17 protein-coding genes and 1 riboswitch are annotated in these 16778 nt (G+C 37.2%); of the genes, 2 read left to right on the top strand and 15 right to left on the bottom strand.

All coding sequences use genetic code 11. The features are described from left to right. Positions 1-51: 51 nt before the first annotated feature. The 15 genes from HNQ98_RS08060 to HNQ98_RS08135 form a co-directional block, all read right to left on the bottom strand. Positions 52-711, bottom strand: coding sequence for an amino acid ABC transporter permease (locus HNQ98_RS08060; RefSeq protein ID WP_014973624.1), 660 nt, complete (start codon positions 709-711; stop codon positions 52-54). A 9-nt stretch (positions 712-720) separates the two neighbouring features. Beyond that, positions 721-1362 carry an amino acid ABC transporter permease gene (locus HNQ98_RS08065; protein ID WP_014973623.1) on the bottom strand — a complete coding sequence of 214 codons (642 nt, stop codon included), beginning with the start codon at positions 1360-1362 and terminating at the stop codon, positions 721-723. Further along, entirely contained in the window at positions 1362-2228 is an 867-nt protein-coding gene (locus tag HNQ98_RS08070; RefSeq protein WP_019040418.1) for a transporter substrate-binding domain-containing protein, read from the bottom strand. The genes HNQ98_RS08065 and HNQ98_RS08070 overlap by 1 nt, the downstream gene beginning before the upstream one ends. A 119-nt stretch (positions 2229-2347) precedes the next feature. Next, the gene (locus HNQ98_RS08075; protein ID WP_041773116.1) at positions 2348-3085 is read right to left on the bottom strand and encodes an amino acid ABC transporter ATP-binding protein; all 738 of its coding nucleotides are present in this window, start codon (positions 3083-3085) and stop codon (positions 2348-2350) included. Between the two features lie 180 nt (positions 3086-3265). Next, on the bottom strand, positions 3266-5068 hold the full coding sequence (locus HNQ98_RS08080; RefSeq protein ID WP_135197990.1) for an ABC transporter ATP-binding protein: 1803 nt from the start codon (positions 5066-5068) through the stop codon (positions 3266-3268). Between the two features lie 2 nt (positions 5069-5070). Further along, entirely contained in the window at positions 5071-6840 is a 1770-nt protein-coding gene (locus tag HNQ98_RS08085) for an ABC transporter ATP-binding protein (RefSeq protein ID WP_135198223.1), read from the bottom strand. A 56-nt stretch (positions 6841-6896) separates the two neighbouring features. Then, positions 6897-7850, bottom strand: coding sequence for a YdcF family protein (locus tag HNQ98_RS08090; RefSeq protein WP_135197988.1), 954 nt, complete (start codon positions 7848-7850; stop codon positions 6897-6899). 13 nt (positions 7851-7863) lie between these two features. After that, the gene (locus HNQ98_RS08095) at positions 7864-8961 is read right to left on the bottom strand and encodes an aspartate-semialdehyde dehydrogenase (RefSeq protein ID WP_019040594.1); all 1098 of its coding nucleotides are present in this window, start codon (positions 8959-8961) and stop codon (positions 7864-7866) included. A 29-nt stretch (positions 8962-8990) separates the two neighbouring features. Next, positions 8991-10103, bottom strand: coding sequence for an alanine racemase (gene alr / locus HNQ98_RS08100; protein WP_135197987.1), 1113 nt, complete (start codon positions 10101-10103; stop codon positions 8991-8993). A 78-nt stretch (positions 10104-10181) separates the two neighbouring features. Next, positions 10182-10349, bottom strand: a riboswitch (Lysine riboswitch). Between the two features lie 268 nt (positions 10350-10617). Beyond that, positions 10618-11154, bottom strand: a complete 537-nt coding sequence (locus HNQ98_RS08105) for a biotin transporter BioY (RefSeq protein ID WP_014973613.1) — start codon at positions 11152-11154, stop codon at positions 10618-10620. Positions 11155-11189: 35 nt separating this feature from the next. Beyond that, the gene (locus HNQ98_RS08110) at positions 11190-12170 is read right to left on the bottom strand and encodes a biotin--[acetyl-CoA-carboxylase] ligase (RefSeq protein WP_135197986.1); all 981 of its coding nucleotides are present in this window, start codon (positions 12168-12170) and stop codon (positions 11190-11192) included. Positions 12171-12482: 312 nt separating this feature from the next. After that, complete coding sequence (locus tag HNQ98_RS08120) at positions 12483-13025, bottom strand: biotin transporter BioY (protein WP_135197985.1); 543 nt, start codon at positions 13023-13025, stop codon at positions 12483-12485. 132 nt (positions 13026-13157) lie between these two features. Then, a complete protein-coding gene (locus HNQ98_RS08125) occupies positions 13158-13913 on the bottom strand; it encodes a helix-turn-helix domain-containing protein (protein ID WP_135197984.1) in 756 nt (251 codons plus the stop codon). Positions 13914-14083: 170 nt separating this feature from the next. After that, entirely contained in the window at positions 14084-14494 is a 411-nt protein-coding gene (relB, locus tag HNQ98_RS08130; RefSeq protein WP_172600994.1) for a type II toxin-antitoxin system RelB family anti-toxin, read from the bottom strand. A gap of 162 nt (positions 14495-14656) precedes the next feature. Next, positions 14657-15097 carry a DUF536 domain-containing protein gene (locus tag HNQ98_RS08135; RefSeq protein WP_135197983.1) on the bottom strand — a complete coding sequence of 147 codons (441 nt, stop codon included), beginning with the start codon at positions 15095-15097 and terminating at the stop codon, positions 14657-14659. 716 nt (positions 15098-15813) lie between these two features. On the opposite strand from HNQ98_RS08135, the gene HNQ98_RS08140 reads away from it, so the two are divergent. Then, positions 15814-15999, top strand: a complete 186-nt coding sequence (locus HNQ98_RS08140; RefSeq protein ID WP_019040410.1) for a hypothetical protein — start codon at positions 15814-15816, stop codon at positions 15997-15999. 185 nt (positions 16000-16184) lie between these two features. Next, complete coding sequence (locus HNQ98_RS08145; RefSeq protein WP_135197982.1) at positions 16185-16703, top strand: dihydrofolate reductase family protein; 519 nt, start codon at positions 16185-16187, stop codon at positions 16701-16703. The last annotated feature ends 75 nt before the right edge of the window (positions 16704-16778 follow it).

Here is a 16778-nt window from a genome sequence, read left to right on the forward strand (position 1 = left end):
AAGTTATCACACGTTCATAATATACTCTTAATAAAATATTTTACAATGACTTTAAGCTAACTTGTGATCTGCCCACTTAGCAATTAATGATAGACCATAGTTTAGTAAGAAGTACACTAATGTAATCACAATCAAGACCGGTATGATATAATTTGAGTTTTGTGCATAGACGATTTGTCCACGATAAGTCATTTCTGACAACACAATTCCCAATGCCAAACTAGTATCCTTAACTAATGAAATTAACTGAGAAATAATTGGTGGAATCATTTTCTTGTAAGCTTGTGGCAAAACAATATAAACCATTGTCTGAGTATTACTCAAACCATTAGCCCGTGCACCTTCAAATTGGCCAATATCAATTGACTCAAGACCACCACGTACGATTTCAGCAAGCATCGATGACTCAAATGTAGTCATTGCCAACACCGTTGCCCAAAAAATAGGTAAATGAATGCCTAATTTAGGTAGCGCGAAATAGACGAAGAATATAATCAACAATAATGGTAAGTTACGAATAATATTGTTGATCATACCCACAAATTTTGAGAAATACGGGATACGTTCAAATTGAATGATACCCACGATAGAGCCAAATATCAAACTTAAAATAACGGATATAATTGATACGCCGACTGTCACACCTAAACCACCCAGTAAGTAAAGAACATTTTCTGGTGTAAAGGCGCTAAAAATTCCTAATGTAACCATACTTCCTCCTTATGCTGCGTGCTTGAGTTTTATCTCAAGGTGCTTCACGTAATAACTAAGTGGTAATGTAATTACCAAGTAGAATACTGCGACAATGATATACGTCAAAAACGTATCAAAAGTATTAGCGGCAATCATATTTCCTTGATACATCAAATCTAATCCACCAACGAATGCTAAAACAGATGAATTTTTGACCAAGTTAATAAATTGATTTCCCAAAGATGGTAGCGCAACACGGAAAGCTTGCGGTAATATAATGTGACGCATAGCTTGCCAGAAAGACAACCCATTAGCGCGCGCACCTTCCATTTGTCCGCCATCAATTGATAAAATACCTGCACGTACTGTCTCAGCAATAAAAGCCGACGTATACAATGTCAAAGCAATCGTTCCTGATGTAAAACCACTAATTTTAACGTAATTTGCAACGACCAGGAAAAAGAAGAAAGTAATAATCAATAATGGAATATTACGGAATACCTGTACATAAACATTACCAATAGTTCTCACCCAATTCTGGGGTAAAATTTGCATGATAGCAAATACTGTTCCCAAAATCATAGAACCAACAAGCGCGATAATACTTGACAATAATGTATAACCAAATCCTTGCATGAATGTTGGGAAATTATCTTGTAATAAATTCATTATTTCGCCTCCAAACTGTGCCAGTCAAGGCCGGGAACATCACTAAACCATTTTTTAATGAGTTTGTTATAAACGCCATTTTTCTTAATTGTAGCTAATGCTTTATTTGTCTCTCTAATCATAGGCCCTTGATTATTATCAAATGCAATACCATATGGTCCATGAGTAAACGTGCCACCTACAATTTGATAGTCTGGATTTTCGGTAGCAAAACCATACAGAATGGCATTATCTGTTGACATTGCTTCACCTTGACCACTTTTCAAAGCTTGCATACCTGTAGCATAGTCTTGAACTGCAAGTATTTTTGCTTTTGGTGCAAATTTTTTAGTTTCTGTTGCTGCAGTCGTTCCAACAATAACAATGACTGTATACTTTGGATCATTCATATCTTTAATAGAATGAATTCCTGAGTCCTTTTTAACCAAAATTGATTGACCCGCATCGAAATATTCATCTGTAAAGTCAATGATTTTTTCACGTTCCGGTGTAATTGTCATGGTTGATACTGACCCATCAATGTTTGTATTTTTGATCAGCTGCATCTTTGACGAAGCTGAAACAGGTACAAACTCAGCCGATAGTGGGGTATCGGTTTGTTTAGCTATTTGTACTGTCACAGCTTTAGCGATATCAATATCAAATCCTTGTGGGACACCACTTTTAGTATCCATTAATCCAAATAATTTGGTATCAGCCTTGACACCCCAAACAATGCGCCCTAATTTTTGCACACGTGCTAACGTGTCTTGGTGTTCTTCATTACGCCTAGCAGTTGCTGTAGCCCACATTAGTCCGAGGACAATCACGGCAGCTAAGACGATTGTAGCAATAATACCAAACTGCTTTTTTTTAGCTTTTTCCATAGTATTGAAGCGCTTATAAATACACTGGTATAGTCACTTTATAATAATGGTTTGTAGTAAAAATTGATACACACCATCTGACTTCCCAGAACATCTACACACGCATTTCCTCCATTATATTAATGTTGTTCAACTTGACTCAAAAACTTTTGTGCACGTGGTTCTTTTGGCTTTTCAAAGAATTCCTTTGTCGAACTATCTTCCAAAATATGTCCATCAGCCATGAAAATAACACGATCTGCAACAGCCTTAGCGAAGCTCATTTCATGTGTCACAACCAGCATTGTCATAGATGAATCCTTGGCAATATCACGCATAACATCTAGCACATCACCAATCATTTCTGGATCCAACGCTGAAGTTGGTTCATCAAACAATAAAGCCTTAGGCTGCATTGCCAAAGAACGCGCAATCGCAGCACGCTGCTTTTGACCACCAGATAATTCAGATGGCATATTAGCCGCTTTATCAGCCAAACCAACTTTTTCAAGTAGTTCCATCGCAATTTTTTTATTTTCAGCTTCATCACGTTTCAAAACCAAGCGTGGTGCCAGCATGACATTTTCTAAAGTTGTTTTGTTACTATACAAATTGAAATGTTGGAATACCATACCAACATTCTTACGAATGCGGTTCATATCAGTTTTAGGATCATGCAAGTCAAAACCATTGACTAGCAAATTTCCTTCTTGAATTTCTTCAAGACCATTGACTGTGCGAATTAAAGTTGACTTTCCAGAACCTGAAGGACCGATCAAAACAACGGTTTCACCCTCATCAATTTGCAAATTAATATTTTTTAGTGCATGGAAGTTACCATAGTACTTCTCGACATTGTTGAATTCAATCATTGACATGAGTAAATCTCTCCTTATTTATATATGTGTAGTAACAACACATATTTCTTCAATACAAAAGGGACTAAAATCAGTAAGCCCAATATTATGTGGTACCTACCCATTTTGTTCTATAATTCATTGTACCTGTTTTCCATACAGCAGGTCAAAGCTATGGTAGAAAACATTACATTACTCAGATTAATTATCTGAAGTGTTATTATCAACACCCTGTAACCGATACAAATCGTAATACTGGCCACGCTGTGCCAATAATTCTTCATGCGTACCTCGTTCAACAACTTCACCGTTATCTAATACCAAAATGAGATTGGCATCTTGAATAGTTGACAAACGATGCGCTATTATCAGCGTGGTACGATTTTGGCGCATCTTTTTGAGCGATTGCTGAATGGTTGCTTCTGTTTCAGTATCAATATTGGCGGTCGCTTCATCTAAAATCAGAATTTTAGGATCTTGAATGATTGTTCTAGCAAAGCTAATCAACTGTTTTTCACCAGCGGAAAAGCCAGAACCACCCTCTTGAATCTCAGCATGATATTGATCATCCAGGCGATTAATAAAGTGACTTGCACCAACAAATTCAGCTGCATGTTTGACCTGCTCATCAGTTATTGTGTCATCATACATGGCAATATTTGATGTTACATCCCCAAAAAACATAAATGGCTCTTGCAAAACTAACCCCATTTGTTTCCGTAGATTGTCTAATTTAATGTCACGTATATCATGATCATCAATCAAAATCTCACCAGATTGAAAATCATAAAATCGCATCAGCGTGTTGATTGTTGATGACTTACCTGAACCGGTATGTCCGACTAACGCGACTGTCTCGCCAGGATTAGCAACAAAACTCAAATCTTTCAGAATCGGATGTTCGTCGTCATAACTAAAATTAACATGCTTAAATTCTACCTTACCATTACTAATTACTTGATCTGCATCAGGATTCTGAGCTGGTGCGTACGTATCATTATCAAGAATATCTAATACGCGATAACCGGACACTAGCCCTTCTTGAAACGGACTAAATAATGACATAATACTTTCTAAAGGTCCAAAAATATTACTAAGATAAGTGGTAAACGCATATATTGCACCAGCCGCGACTGCTGTTGACATGGACAAAACACCAAAATACCAAAGAACTAAAACTGTAGCGCCACCCAAAAGCAAATCAATCATTGGCTCCAATAGTAAAGCATCTGCCTTTACCATCTTAAAACGTGCATTAAAATACTCGCCGTTTACCCTGTCGAATTCTTTTTTAAAACGTTCTTCTTGATAAAATTCTTGAATCACATCAATACCAGTAATACTTTCGGCAATTTTAGCGTTGAGACTAGATAGTCGTTCACGCATATGACGAAATAAACTGGATGAAAAGCGCTGATAGATAATGACAGAAGCGATGATAAAAGGCACCACAACTAGCATAAGTAATGTTGCACTCACGCTGACCGTTAGCATACCAATGTAAGCACCTATCATACTCATCACGGCAAAGGTTAATTGCATAAAAAAGCGCCAGAAATCTGCCAACGATGCCGTATCATTATTAACACGTGTGACCAGTGATCCCGCTGGTACTTGATCGAAAAAGCGCATACCCAAAGTGTGTAGTTTACGAAACACTTTAACACGGATGTCTTCCAATGCGTATTCAGCTGCTACAGTAAAATAATAAGCATTAAAGGCATCAGCGACTGCTTGTCCGAGACGAATAATTGCTACAATCACAGCAAAACTAATCATAATGGTCCATGTAACGTGATCATTTCCATGCAAGTATGTGTTCATGTAATAAGTAATAATACGAGGTGCAGCAGCTTGTAGTAAAGCAAAGATGCCACCAATTGCTAACGCTGTGAAGAACATTTTACGGAAAGGTTTTGCCATTTTGATAAGGGTCACAATGACACGTAGCTGTTCTTTAATAGGAATACTTTTTGCCCAAACTGAACTATTTTTTTCTACCATGGTCACCCTCCTTGCCCGTCTAATTTACTGACAAGTGTTGTCACCAGTTGTTGTTGTTTATACATCTGGGCATACCAACCCTGCTTAAGCATCAATTCTGCATGTGTGCCAGATTCGATAATTTCACCCTGTTCAAAAACAATAATCTTATCAGCGTTCATCACTGAACTCATTCGATGTGCCGCAATAATAGTCGTTTTTTCCTGACGTTCAGCTTTTAATGCGCTTAAAATTTGTTTTTCTGTTCGTGCATCAACCGCTGACAAGGCATCGTCTAGAATTAATATCTCAGGATTAATAATTAAGGCACGTGCGATTGCTAGGCGTTGTTTTTGACCACCTGACAAACTCACGCCGTGTTCGCCTACTTCTGTTTCATAACGTTCAGGGAACTTCAATACATCTTCATGAAAAGCTGCCTTTTTAGCTGCTAATTCAACATTTTCTTGTGTTTTATTGACGTCTGCAAAACGAATATTATTTGCAACAGTATCTGAAAACAAGAAATTTTCTTGCGCAACATAACCAATCGTTCGCAAATAAGATTCAAAACGGTATGACTTAATATCAATATTGCCAATCTTAATACTACCTTCGTAGTGATCGAACTGACGTAGCAACAATTTCAGTAAGGTCGTTTTCCCTGAACCGACACGTCCAACAATACCCAGTGTTTCACCAGATTTAATATCTATATGCACATTTTTAAGGGCGTTTTTTGTATCACTATCATCTGGGTAGACAAACGATTCAATATCAATTTTTATATTACCCTGAGCTAATGTATCGATGCCTGCTATATCCTCAACAATAGCAGATTTTTCCATCAGAATATCTTGCACTCGCATGTAAGACGCATTGCCACGCTCTAGCACATTAAATAATTGACCCAAGCCAAACATCGGCCATACTAGCAAGCCTAAATAAGTTGCAAATGACACCAATTGACCAATAGTAATCTCATTTGACACGACAAGCGAGCCACCATAAGTCATCATAATGACATAACTAATTGTCATTATAACAGTGGCCATCGGACCAAATAACGAATCAATCAAGGCGACTCTCTTGTTGATCTTAATCGTTTTTGTAACTTCTTTTTCAAACGCTTGCACATCTTGTGATTCTTGTCCTAGTGTCTTAATCGCTTTGATACCTGCAATAGATTCTTGTGATTTATTAGATAATTCTGAAAATGCTTCTTGTGATGCAGTAAAAGCTTCACGGATTTTTGGTGAAAGATAACGAACACCAATAACCAGCAGAGGTAATGGCAATACGCCAATTAAAGTTAACCGCCAGTCAACGACAAAGATCATTGAAATTACTGTGAACACAATGATCACAAGTGAATCAACCAACATTAAGATACCACCAGAGGCGACACGTTGAATTGCAGAAAGATCATTCGAGGCATGTGCCATTAAATCGCCTGTCCGATGCCGTTGATAAAAAGTAGTATCCATTTGCATATAGTGGTCAAAAAGCTGTTGTCGCAACGTCTTTTCTAACAAAGCAGAACCTTGGAAAATATTAGTAATCCAAGCATATCGAAAACCATACATCAGTATGGCAAAAAACAAGATACCACCTGCATAGAGAAGTAAAATTTCAGGCGTGACTTCACGTGCTATCACTCTATCTGTAAAGCTGCCGAGCAATGCTGGCGATACCATTTGTGATATTTCCGTTAAGAATAAGAAAGACAACCCATAAATATAGAGCCTTTTATTCGCCCGAAAGAACCACATTAGTTGTGTAAAAATACTCATGATGCTCTCCCTTTGAGTTGTTTCCCCCGTTATTAATCATGATGTTACACAATCATTTACCATTGTAAAATAACATTCAGGATAGTTCCAACAACTAGCCATGCCATCCCCCATGCAACATGACGTCGTTTATTAATATTCATTGTACCTGCAAATTCCCTGAAAAAAGCAGACGTACGATACAATTTTGGTGTATAACCGCCGCGCCCCTGTACAGTAATCCCCAACTTTTCAGCTAAAAGGACACCACGGAATACATGATATTCACTTGTATAAAATGTAAAAGGCTGCAATCCTAAAATTTCAGCACTATATGTCAAATTTTGCAAAGTATTGTGTGATTGTTCTTCTAACATTGTTTTTGCTGGCGGAATACCATACTTATCAACAGCCCAGTCTCTCATTGCCTGTGCTTCACTAAGATATTGGTCTTCGCCTTGTCCACCAGAAAATACAATCATTGGAAATATCGTCATGAGTTTAGCATCTGCTACTGCAGCGCGAATACGCGCATTCACAATATTGCCGATCTTGTAGCCGTCAGCTAAACCCCCGCCAAGCACAACAAGTGGTCCTTGCTTAGGAGCTGAAATAACCTGTCCATAAATCAAGCTGCTTATTAAAAAACGTAGAAATTGCCAAACAAAATACAACGCTAAACCTGTAATTCCCCAACGTAATAAGATGAATGGCGATAACAATACAATCGCAGCTATATATCCGATAAACATTATAGGTAATAAAAAACTACGAAAACGTTTCCAACTATACCAAACCAAACGCCACATTAATGTGAGACCTAAAAGCACCACGATATAATAAAGATATTCTAAAATACGTACTATCGTGTCGTATGATATACCAAATAGTACAGTAATCGCACCAATCAGTGAAATGGTCACAAAAAAGGCATACGTACCAATTGTGAGTGTGCCAGGATTTCGTTTGACTTGATAATACAATAGCGCAGAAAAGCATATCGCCAAAGCTATGAATAAGACTATTACCATTATCATTAACTACTTAAAGTGAGTTGAATTTTTCAGCCGCATTGGCAGGGACAGCTACTAGGTCTAATGAAACCAGTCTTTCTGCAATTTGGACAGTATTCCAAGCTGCACCTTTCAACAAATTGTCTGAAACAACCCACATGTGAAATGAATCATCGTTTTCAACATCGGCGCGCACACGACCGACAAATGTTTCACGCTTGCCCGCTGCATTGACAGGTTGTGGATAAAGTTGCTGTTGCGGATCATCTTCCAAAACAACACCAGCACCAGCACTCAAAACTTTTTGAATACCAGCTACTGTTGCACCAGTATGAGTTGCTGTCTCAAAATAAACTGCTTCACCGTGACCAATTGGCACGGGTACACGTACCGCAGTGCCTGTGACCTTAACATCCTTAGAATTTTTGTCACCAAACATAATTTTCTTTGTTTCATGAATCATTTTCCACTCTTCATGCGTATAGCCATCATCTTCAAAAACATCAATTTGTGGTAATAAATTATAAGCCAATGGATAGTGCTTTTCTGCACCTTTAACGGGTAAAATTGCTGGGTGAGGTGTTTCACCATGATTATAGGCTTCCGTCTCATCGACAAGTTCTTGCCAAGCTGACTGACCAGCACCTGATGCTGCTTGATACGTTGAAACGATCACACGCTTCAACCCATAAGCACGTCGTACTGGTTCTAACGCAACAACCATCTGTATTGTCGAACAATTAGGATTGGCAATAATGCCATTGTGCCCGCGCAAAGCTGCTTCGTTAACTTCAGGTACAATTAAAGGCACGTTATCGTTCATACGCCAATAACTTGAGTTATCGACGACAACCGCACCACGTTTCACAGCTTCAGGGGCAAAACGTTGAGATACTGAACCACCCCCTGAAGCTAGTACAATATCAATCCCTTCAAAGCTCTCTGCTGTTGCCTCTTCAACTGTCACATCTTGACCCTTGAATTGTAGTGTTTTACCAGCTGACCGCGATGATGCTAAAAGCTTAATCGTGTTCACTGGCACCGTTGATTGTTCTAGTTGTTCAATTAGGCGTGTACCAACAGCCCCTGTAGCACCAAGAATAGCTACGTTATACTTACGTTCTGTCATTTTATTATACTTCTCCTCATAATAAACTATTAATCAACTAAGACCCGATGTAATCGCTCTTGCAGACCAGTGGTAATTTCCCAAGGCGCTAAACCGGCATGCTGCGCGACATCTTCAATTGTGTTCTCTAGATCACCATCTCGACCAATAAAGGTCACTGTGGTGCCTACCGGATATTCATGTGGTAGTTTGATCATCAATTGATCCATAGCCACTTGACCAACAATCGGCGCATAATGTCCGTCAACAATAACATTGAAACCAGTTAATTTGCGTAACCAGCCATCACCATAACCAATTGGTACCGTACCAATCCATTCGTTGCCAGTCGTTGTATATTTATGCGAATAACTAATGCCCTCGCCTGCTGGCAATAATTTCACAAAATTCATTTCGCTACGCAAAGACATGACAGCTTTTAAATCTTTCCCATCTGCTAATTCACCACGTGATGGTTCAATACCGTACAAGACTGTACCAACGCGAATCACTTCATGTGGTACTTCATCAGCATGGTACATCGCCGCACCAGAATTAGCAACATGATAAAATTCTGGCTCCGGTAGCCCATCTGTTATATCATGCCACCGTTTTAATTGTTTATAGAAATAGTCTGTATTTGACGAATCAGACTCGGCAAAATGTGTACATACCCCAACGTAATCAAAAATATCAGAATGTATTTGCACATATGCAATCGCTTCAGCTAATGATTGACGATCACGGAATCCAATGCGTCCCATCCCCGTATCTACCCCAAGGGTAACATGTAATCGTTGCTCACCACTTAAATATGTTGCAGCTTCCTTTAACCAATTTAAAGATACAACCGTTGCCATAATATGCTGAACGGCCATTAACTCAGAATATTCAGCTGAAGAAATACCCAAAATCAAAATGGGTGCCGTAATACGTTCATGGCGTAAGGCCAATGCTTCATCAATGATTGCCACAGCCAAACCATACACACCACCTGCAACTGCTGCTTTAGCTGTTAGTATGAGACCAAGGCCGTAGGCATTAGACTTCACTGCTAAATATATTTTGTCAGCACCAGAAGTTTTTTTCACGACATCAACATTGTTTTTTAAAGCACTTTTTGAAATTTCAATTCGTGTAGGCCGCGTAATTGCTTCTACCATTATTCACACTCTTTTCACATAAAATAAAAATCCGTGATTGCCAAGTGTGGCAGTCACGGATCGCATTTAAACAATCGTTCCTGTCATAGCACTCCGCTTTCGCGACAGTCCATTAGATATTAACTAATGACCCAGCTAACCAACATGACAGTGTTAGTGCTTCGGCCGTATCCCCTTTTACCCGTTTCAAAGTACCTGCCAGCACTCCGCGAGCGACTTATGTCTGCGGCAACCTCTATGATTTTCTAATTGTTTTTATTTTATTCTAATTTTTATTCTTTGTCAAACACCTTAAATTCTTAATTACCGTCACTTTAGTATGATAGAATTTTAATAACTTATTAAGTTCATCACAATCATATTTGCGCCACTTTTTTTGCCATTCTAGAAATATACACAACTGCTTATATTGCTTAGGTCCACCTGATATCAGGCTCTTAATGTAACGTTTCACTATGTAATATACATTTTTAAATTAGTATATCAAAAAAGCCAATCCGAAGATTGACTTAGTTCAAAATGCTAATACTGTTCGTTTTTGTAATTTACGCACGGCAATTGCTACAATCACAACGACAGTGATTTTCAATGCACCCGTGGCAACAAAGGGTGTGAATCCCGCTGTGATCGCTGCTTGCGCAGGCATATTCATACTAATAGCCAACCAAATTGTCCCAAATGTTAAGTTCAATATCGAGGCAATAATATTTGTTATGACTAAACCAGTCACAGTCGACCATTTTTTAAATGACAGCCCAATGATAGGCGCGAATAAAAGAAACGACCACAAATATCCCGCTGTTGGACCCAATAACAAGACAAATCCACCTTTAAAGCCAGCGAATACTGGTAATCCCAAAGCGCCCAATAATAAATATAAGCTAATAGCAGTTAAACTAACCCGTGTCGATGCAATTGAAGCTACCAAGGCAATAATTAATGTCTGCAGCGTCAGCGGAACCGGACCAATGTTAACTGCCAAAGGTGCAACAGCAAGTAATAATGCCGTTAAAACTGCCGTAACAGCTATACGTTGTGTTTTTGAATTCATTTCTCTCTCCAATTTATACTAGTTGAACAACAAAATTAACCACAGTAAATATTCGGTGGTAGATTCACTTTCGTGACTTCCCCAGAATTCACGGTAACCATTTTATCCCCAACATCCAAAAGCAATTGACCTTCTGTACCAATATCTTTAGCAATGCCAGTTAATAACTCTCGCCCATATTTAATAGTAACTTCTTGCCCAATAACAATATTACGCTCACGATACTCGGGTAAAAATGATCCGGTAGTGTAGGCATCGTAGAATGTGACAAATTCATCAAGCACGTTGGCAGCAATAATATTCCGTGATACCGTTAAAGTCTCCACCATGCCGCCAATTTTGTTCACTAAAGCGCCAGTTAAGTTTTCAGGACGTAATAAATTCAAGCCAATACCTACAACCAAAGCAGATACTTGTTGGCTTTCAAAGTCCATAACCGCTTCGGTCAAAATTCCGCCAACTTTACGTCCTTTAAATAATAAATCATTAACCCATTTAAAATCTAGTTGAATGCCTAGTGTTTTTTGGATTGCTCTAGAAACTGCAACAGCCGTACCTGTTGTCAATAGACCTGGTATAACTGCCGCCCCGATTGGTAACGGTAAAGCAAAGGAAATATATAACCCCGTTTCCGGTGGTGCAATAAACGTACGACCCAAACGCCCGCGACCATCAGTTTGATAATCAGCAATAATCATGGTTGGTTCTGTTATATCATCATGTGCTAAAGTTTCTTTCGCATAGGTGTTAGTCGAGTTAACACTATCTAAAACCCTAATTTTCCAATTAGATTTTGCTAATTCCGTAATAATTGGTGCACTTAATATTTGCCCAGCTTGGTATCGATAACCAACACGGTGTTGACTATCGATACGATGCCCTTGGTCAATTAATTTTTGGATAACTTTCCATACAGCAGCACGACTAATATTTAACGTTTGTGCTAAAGTTTCACCACTTAAATATTCACCTTCATGTTTGGCAAAAAATTGTAATAATCGTTCATCTGTTTTCATGTTTTTTATCCTACGAAAAATAAATTTCAATGTGGCGCGCACACTGATTGTTGAAAGGATGATGACATTTCGGGCAATAGTAATTTGCCTTCAGATACATTTGTCCTGTCATGCCAAAATGACATGCACCACACAATACAGCTACCCGCTCATCAGTTAGAGGCATGGGACAGAAATGATGCGTTACCATAGCATCGTGACATTGATAACATGCATAAAATTCATCACATTGCGCACAACGATTGGCAACAACATCGTGAAAACTATGCCAATGACGACACCGCCCTTCATCATCTAAACCAATACCTTTAATCATAATAACAGCTTTTGACGCGCTAGCACCAATCCAATTATCGTTGCCAGAATAGCTTTAATAATATCCCCAGGAATAAAGGCTATTTGTCCCACTAATGCCGTCTTCACTGACATATGCGTTTGGATAATCAAGCCAATAGCCCCACCAAAATTAATGAGTAAAATACCAAAAATAACTATTGTAAATAGTAATGTCACAAAATTCAATTGACCTTTCACACGTAAGTGTTCTGTTACCCATCCAATAAAAAAAGCAGCAATAGCGTAACTATATAGATATCCTGCAGTTGGACCAATTAAATGTGCAAAACCACCCTGACCACCAGTTAATACCGGTAACCCCACGGCAATCATTAACAAAAATATGACTACCGTATAAAATCCATATCGACGCCCTAATATGACGCCTGCCAGCATGATGCCCAAGTTTTGGATAACGATTGGTACAGGAAGAATACCAATTGGTATTCCTGGTATGAATCCCAAAACAATAATGATTGCTAGTGTAATAGCGGATAATGAAATAGCTTTTGTTGGCATGTTCTTTTCCTTTTTAGTAAACTATTTTATAATTATGGTTTACTAAAAAGGAATTGTCAACCCTTGATTGAACAAAAATTTGAGTTTAATATATTTTTCAATTAATATTACTCGCATAAAAAAAAGCACAGATTATTTAGTTTTAGAAATAATTTGTGCTCTTTTAATTGTGCCACGATCGATCATTTGCCGGTAATTGTCTTTGTACTCCAATAGATAACGCTTTATTTTATGTTTCTTATTTGAAGATAACGTTTCATTTGAATGAAGAAAATTAGCATTTTTGTCTATTGTGACTGACGCACTAAAAGTAACATTCTTATCATTATTTTTAGATATAATTGCTTCAAAATTTTTATCATCTTTAATGTCAACTACCAGGTGTTTATTTCTAACAATAACATTAACCTTGTTTTCTGTTAAGGGGAATCCAATCCAACCAGTTGGCATAATGTAAGTCCAATAATTGATACCCTCCTGTTCAATTGTATAGGCATTACCATCTGAATGCCCATCATTATTATCCATCAACCAACCATGTGACTTAAGATTCGCTCTATAAGTGTGTTCATCATGCCTTAATTTTTGATTGTATCCTATGTATGAGACTACAAGTAAACTTAAAATAATCAAAGCAATCTGATAAAATTTAAAACGTTTGGTACGTTTGCTTGTTTCTTTAACCATTGAAGTATCCTCTCTTAATAATTTATCAAGAGATATCTCAAAGAGATCACTGATCAATACAATGGTCTCCAAATCAGGATAATTGCGTCCAACCTCCCAACCTGAAACAGCAGAACGTGAAACATTAAGGCTACTAGCTAACTTTTCTTGTGTCCAAGACCTATTTAAACGTTGCTCTTTAATTCTATCGCCAATGTCCAATTGAAATACCTCTATTAAATATTATGAGAATAGTTTATTGAAAAAACTAGCCACGAATCGTATCACATAGAAAAATTACTATGATACGGTTCGTGTCATTTGATTAGCAAGTCATTCTACACATAATTTGTTTAAATTCATTTTAGCTATTTACATTTTCAAATCAAACATTATTTAAACGTTTTTATAATCTCAATAATCAAACTAAACAGAAAGTAGCCGATTGGAAAGCCGATTGGAAAAATAAGCCACCAATAGCTGGCTGCAAATTCCCAAAAATTCATATTTCCACGACGCCTACGTGTATATTCCCCATTACGTGGGTCAAATACAAATTCATTATGATCAATTTTATCGTCTATGTTATCTTTTTGAGGTTCAATACCTAACACAAGTGTATCCAGTGAACAACCAAGTATCTCAGCTAACTTAATCAGATTAGTCATATCTGGTGTTGCATCACCAGACTCCCAACGGGAAACTGCTTGACGAGAAATAAAAAGCTTTTCAGCTAAATCTTCCTGCGACATACTTAATGCAATACGAAACTTCTTCAATTGTGACGGAAACTGTATCTCCATAATTTTTCTCCTAAATGTATTTGAAATCATTATTAAACAGTATCTTACAAATTGGTAGCAATTAGAGTACGAAAATGAGCAACCAGCAATGATAAAGTGCGCACTTATTAGTAGCATAATATGTCAATAAGCCTATAATAGCAGTAACTACGCCAGTTGCGACTACTTACCACATAGTTTAGCAAAAAGCCCTTTATTTTTTTCTTCTTGCAGCTGCTCTTGTAGTTCATCAATTTCTGATACATATTGAGACGTGTCTGAGACTTCCAGATATTGCTGATCTTTGACGTCTAATTTACGTTGTAAATCTAATGACAATGATTGTTGCTGATCTAATAATTTATGAAGACGTTCAATTTGATCATCCTTTGTCTTAAGTTGTTCTGATAAGGCCTTAATACTTTCTGATTCATTATCAGACTGTGTATTATCAAAATTATCAGGCATAGATTCAAGGTTATTAAGATTCTCTTTGGTGAATTCACGCTGGCTAGGATTAATATTCCAAGCCTTTGCACGTCTATAATAGGTCGCCTTACTAATATCAAGATGTTTAAGAATGTCTGATAATGTCTCAAACGTCGTTGTTGTTTGTTCACTCATCGTCTGATACCTTTCTGATTCTTATTGATACTAATAGTATACCGTGATTGTCAGGTATAAAGCTACTCATAAATACTCATTATAACGCATCTGTTATTTTAATAGCCAACGGTATCAGTTCCAAATCTTTGGTTGATCAAAGGAAGAAACCTATACTGTACACGAAGTCTAGCGCTGTTAAGAACAATAACACAGTAGCTAGCAATCAACTTTCAAAAAAATTGCTTAAATGCTATATTGACAAAAAGATTAATCAGTTCTATATCCTTGTGACCAAGGCCTTATTGCGACATACTCATCCTATACAAACACCAAAAAACAACCCTCTCTCAAACAACAACACCTTGGGCTCTCACCAAGCATACTATTGTCATCCCGTTCAAACTACAAACCGCCTAAGTATCTTAAGCTACCTATCGTTTTGTTAATTTAAACACCGAGCAGGTTGTTCCTAGATCGTAAGAGACCCATTCACGTTATCTTTGACGATAACTTCAACAATTATAATTGTTATTAGGACTTCTCCTAACCTATGTCTAAAGTATAACATTAATATCTCAATAATGCAAGCGCTTACATAATCAATAGTTATCCATCTTACGGGTACCAAGATAATTTTGTATTTCATAACCGCTATGTTACAATAAATATAGTTTACGAGTTAGATTTGATACCTTTATCCATATAAAAAATGAATAAGACACTTGGGGGTTCATATGACATTTAAAGTTAAAAAAATGGTAGCGCTATTATTTATAATTGTGGGGATGCATGTTTTGTTAGATCCAACTATGCCGCTAGTAAACAAGACATTGGCATCTTTCGGTATGATACTAAATGCCGTGATACTATACAACGCATATAAACAAAATAAGAAACAACTACCATTCTTTACTCACTGATATCAAAAATAAGAACGAGACTGATAAAAAATACCTAAAATGTTGATCAACATTTTAGGTATTTTTTTATATCTGAAATCAAAAACAAACTATCAAGTTTCTAACCCTTAAACTATTTTTTAAAACCTTGAAATCGTAAAATATGTACACATTAAAAAAGAGCCAAATGAAAGGTAATATTAATCATGAGAACAGTGGTTTTTTATGGTGCAATTAGTTTAGACGGTTTTTTATCAACAAAAAATGATAGTTTACAGTGGCTGTTTGACACTCAACTAGATGATGATTATGATATTCAAGCATTCGAGAATACCATTGATACAGTTGTCATGGGCAACACAACTTACCTAGAGACACTGAAGCTATCTGGTAACAAAAATATTTTTCCAAATAAAGAGAAAATAGTATTTTCTCATCAGTATACTGGTGCTATACTTGAAGGTCATTATGTATCTGGTAATCCAGAAAATATCATAAAAAACTTACAAACTCACTCTGGTAAAAGCATTTGGATAGTTGGTGGCGCCGCTATATTTACTCAGTTACTGAAAGCAAATCTCATTGATGAATTTTGGATTCAAATTGCCCCCGTAGTTTTAGGTACTGGAAAACGATTATTTGAGGAAAACGAATATAAAACAAGGCTTAATCTTGTCAGTACCACTACGATAGGTGAGTTAACACAATTACATTTAAAAAAATAGGTGAATGGTTCTCAATAATTATTACTAAACTCATTTGATGTTGCATTCTTTCAGAGTCTCCTTGACAGAAACAAG

Origin of the sequence: Leuconostoc carnosum (assembly GCF_014207505.1) — a bacterium.
GTDB lineage: Bacteria > Bacillota > Bacilli > Lactobacillales > Lactobacillaceae > Leuconostoc > Leuconostoc carnosum.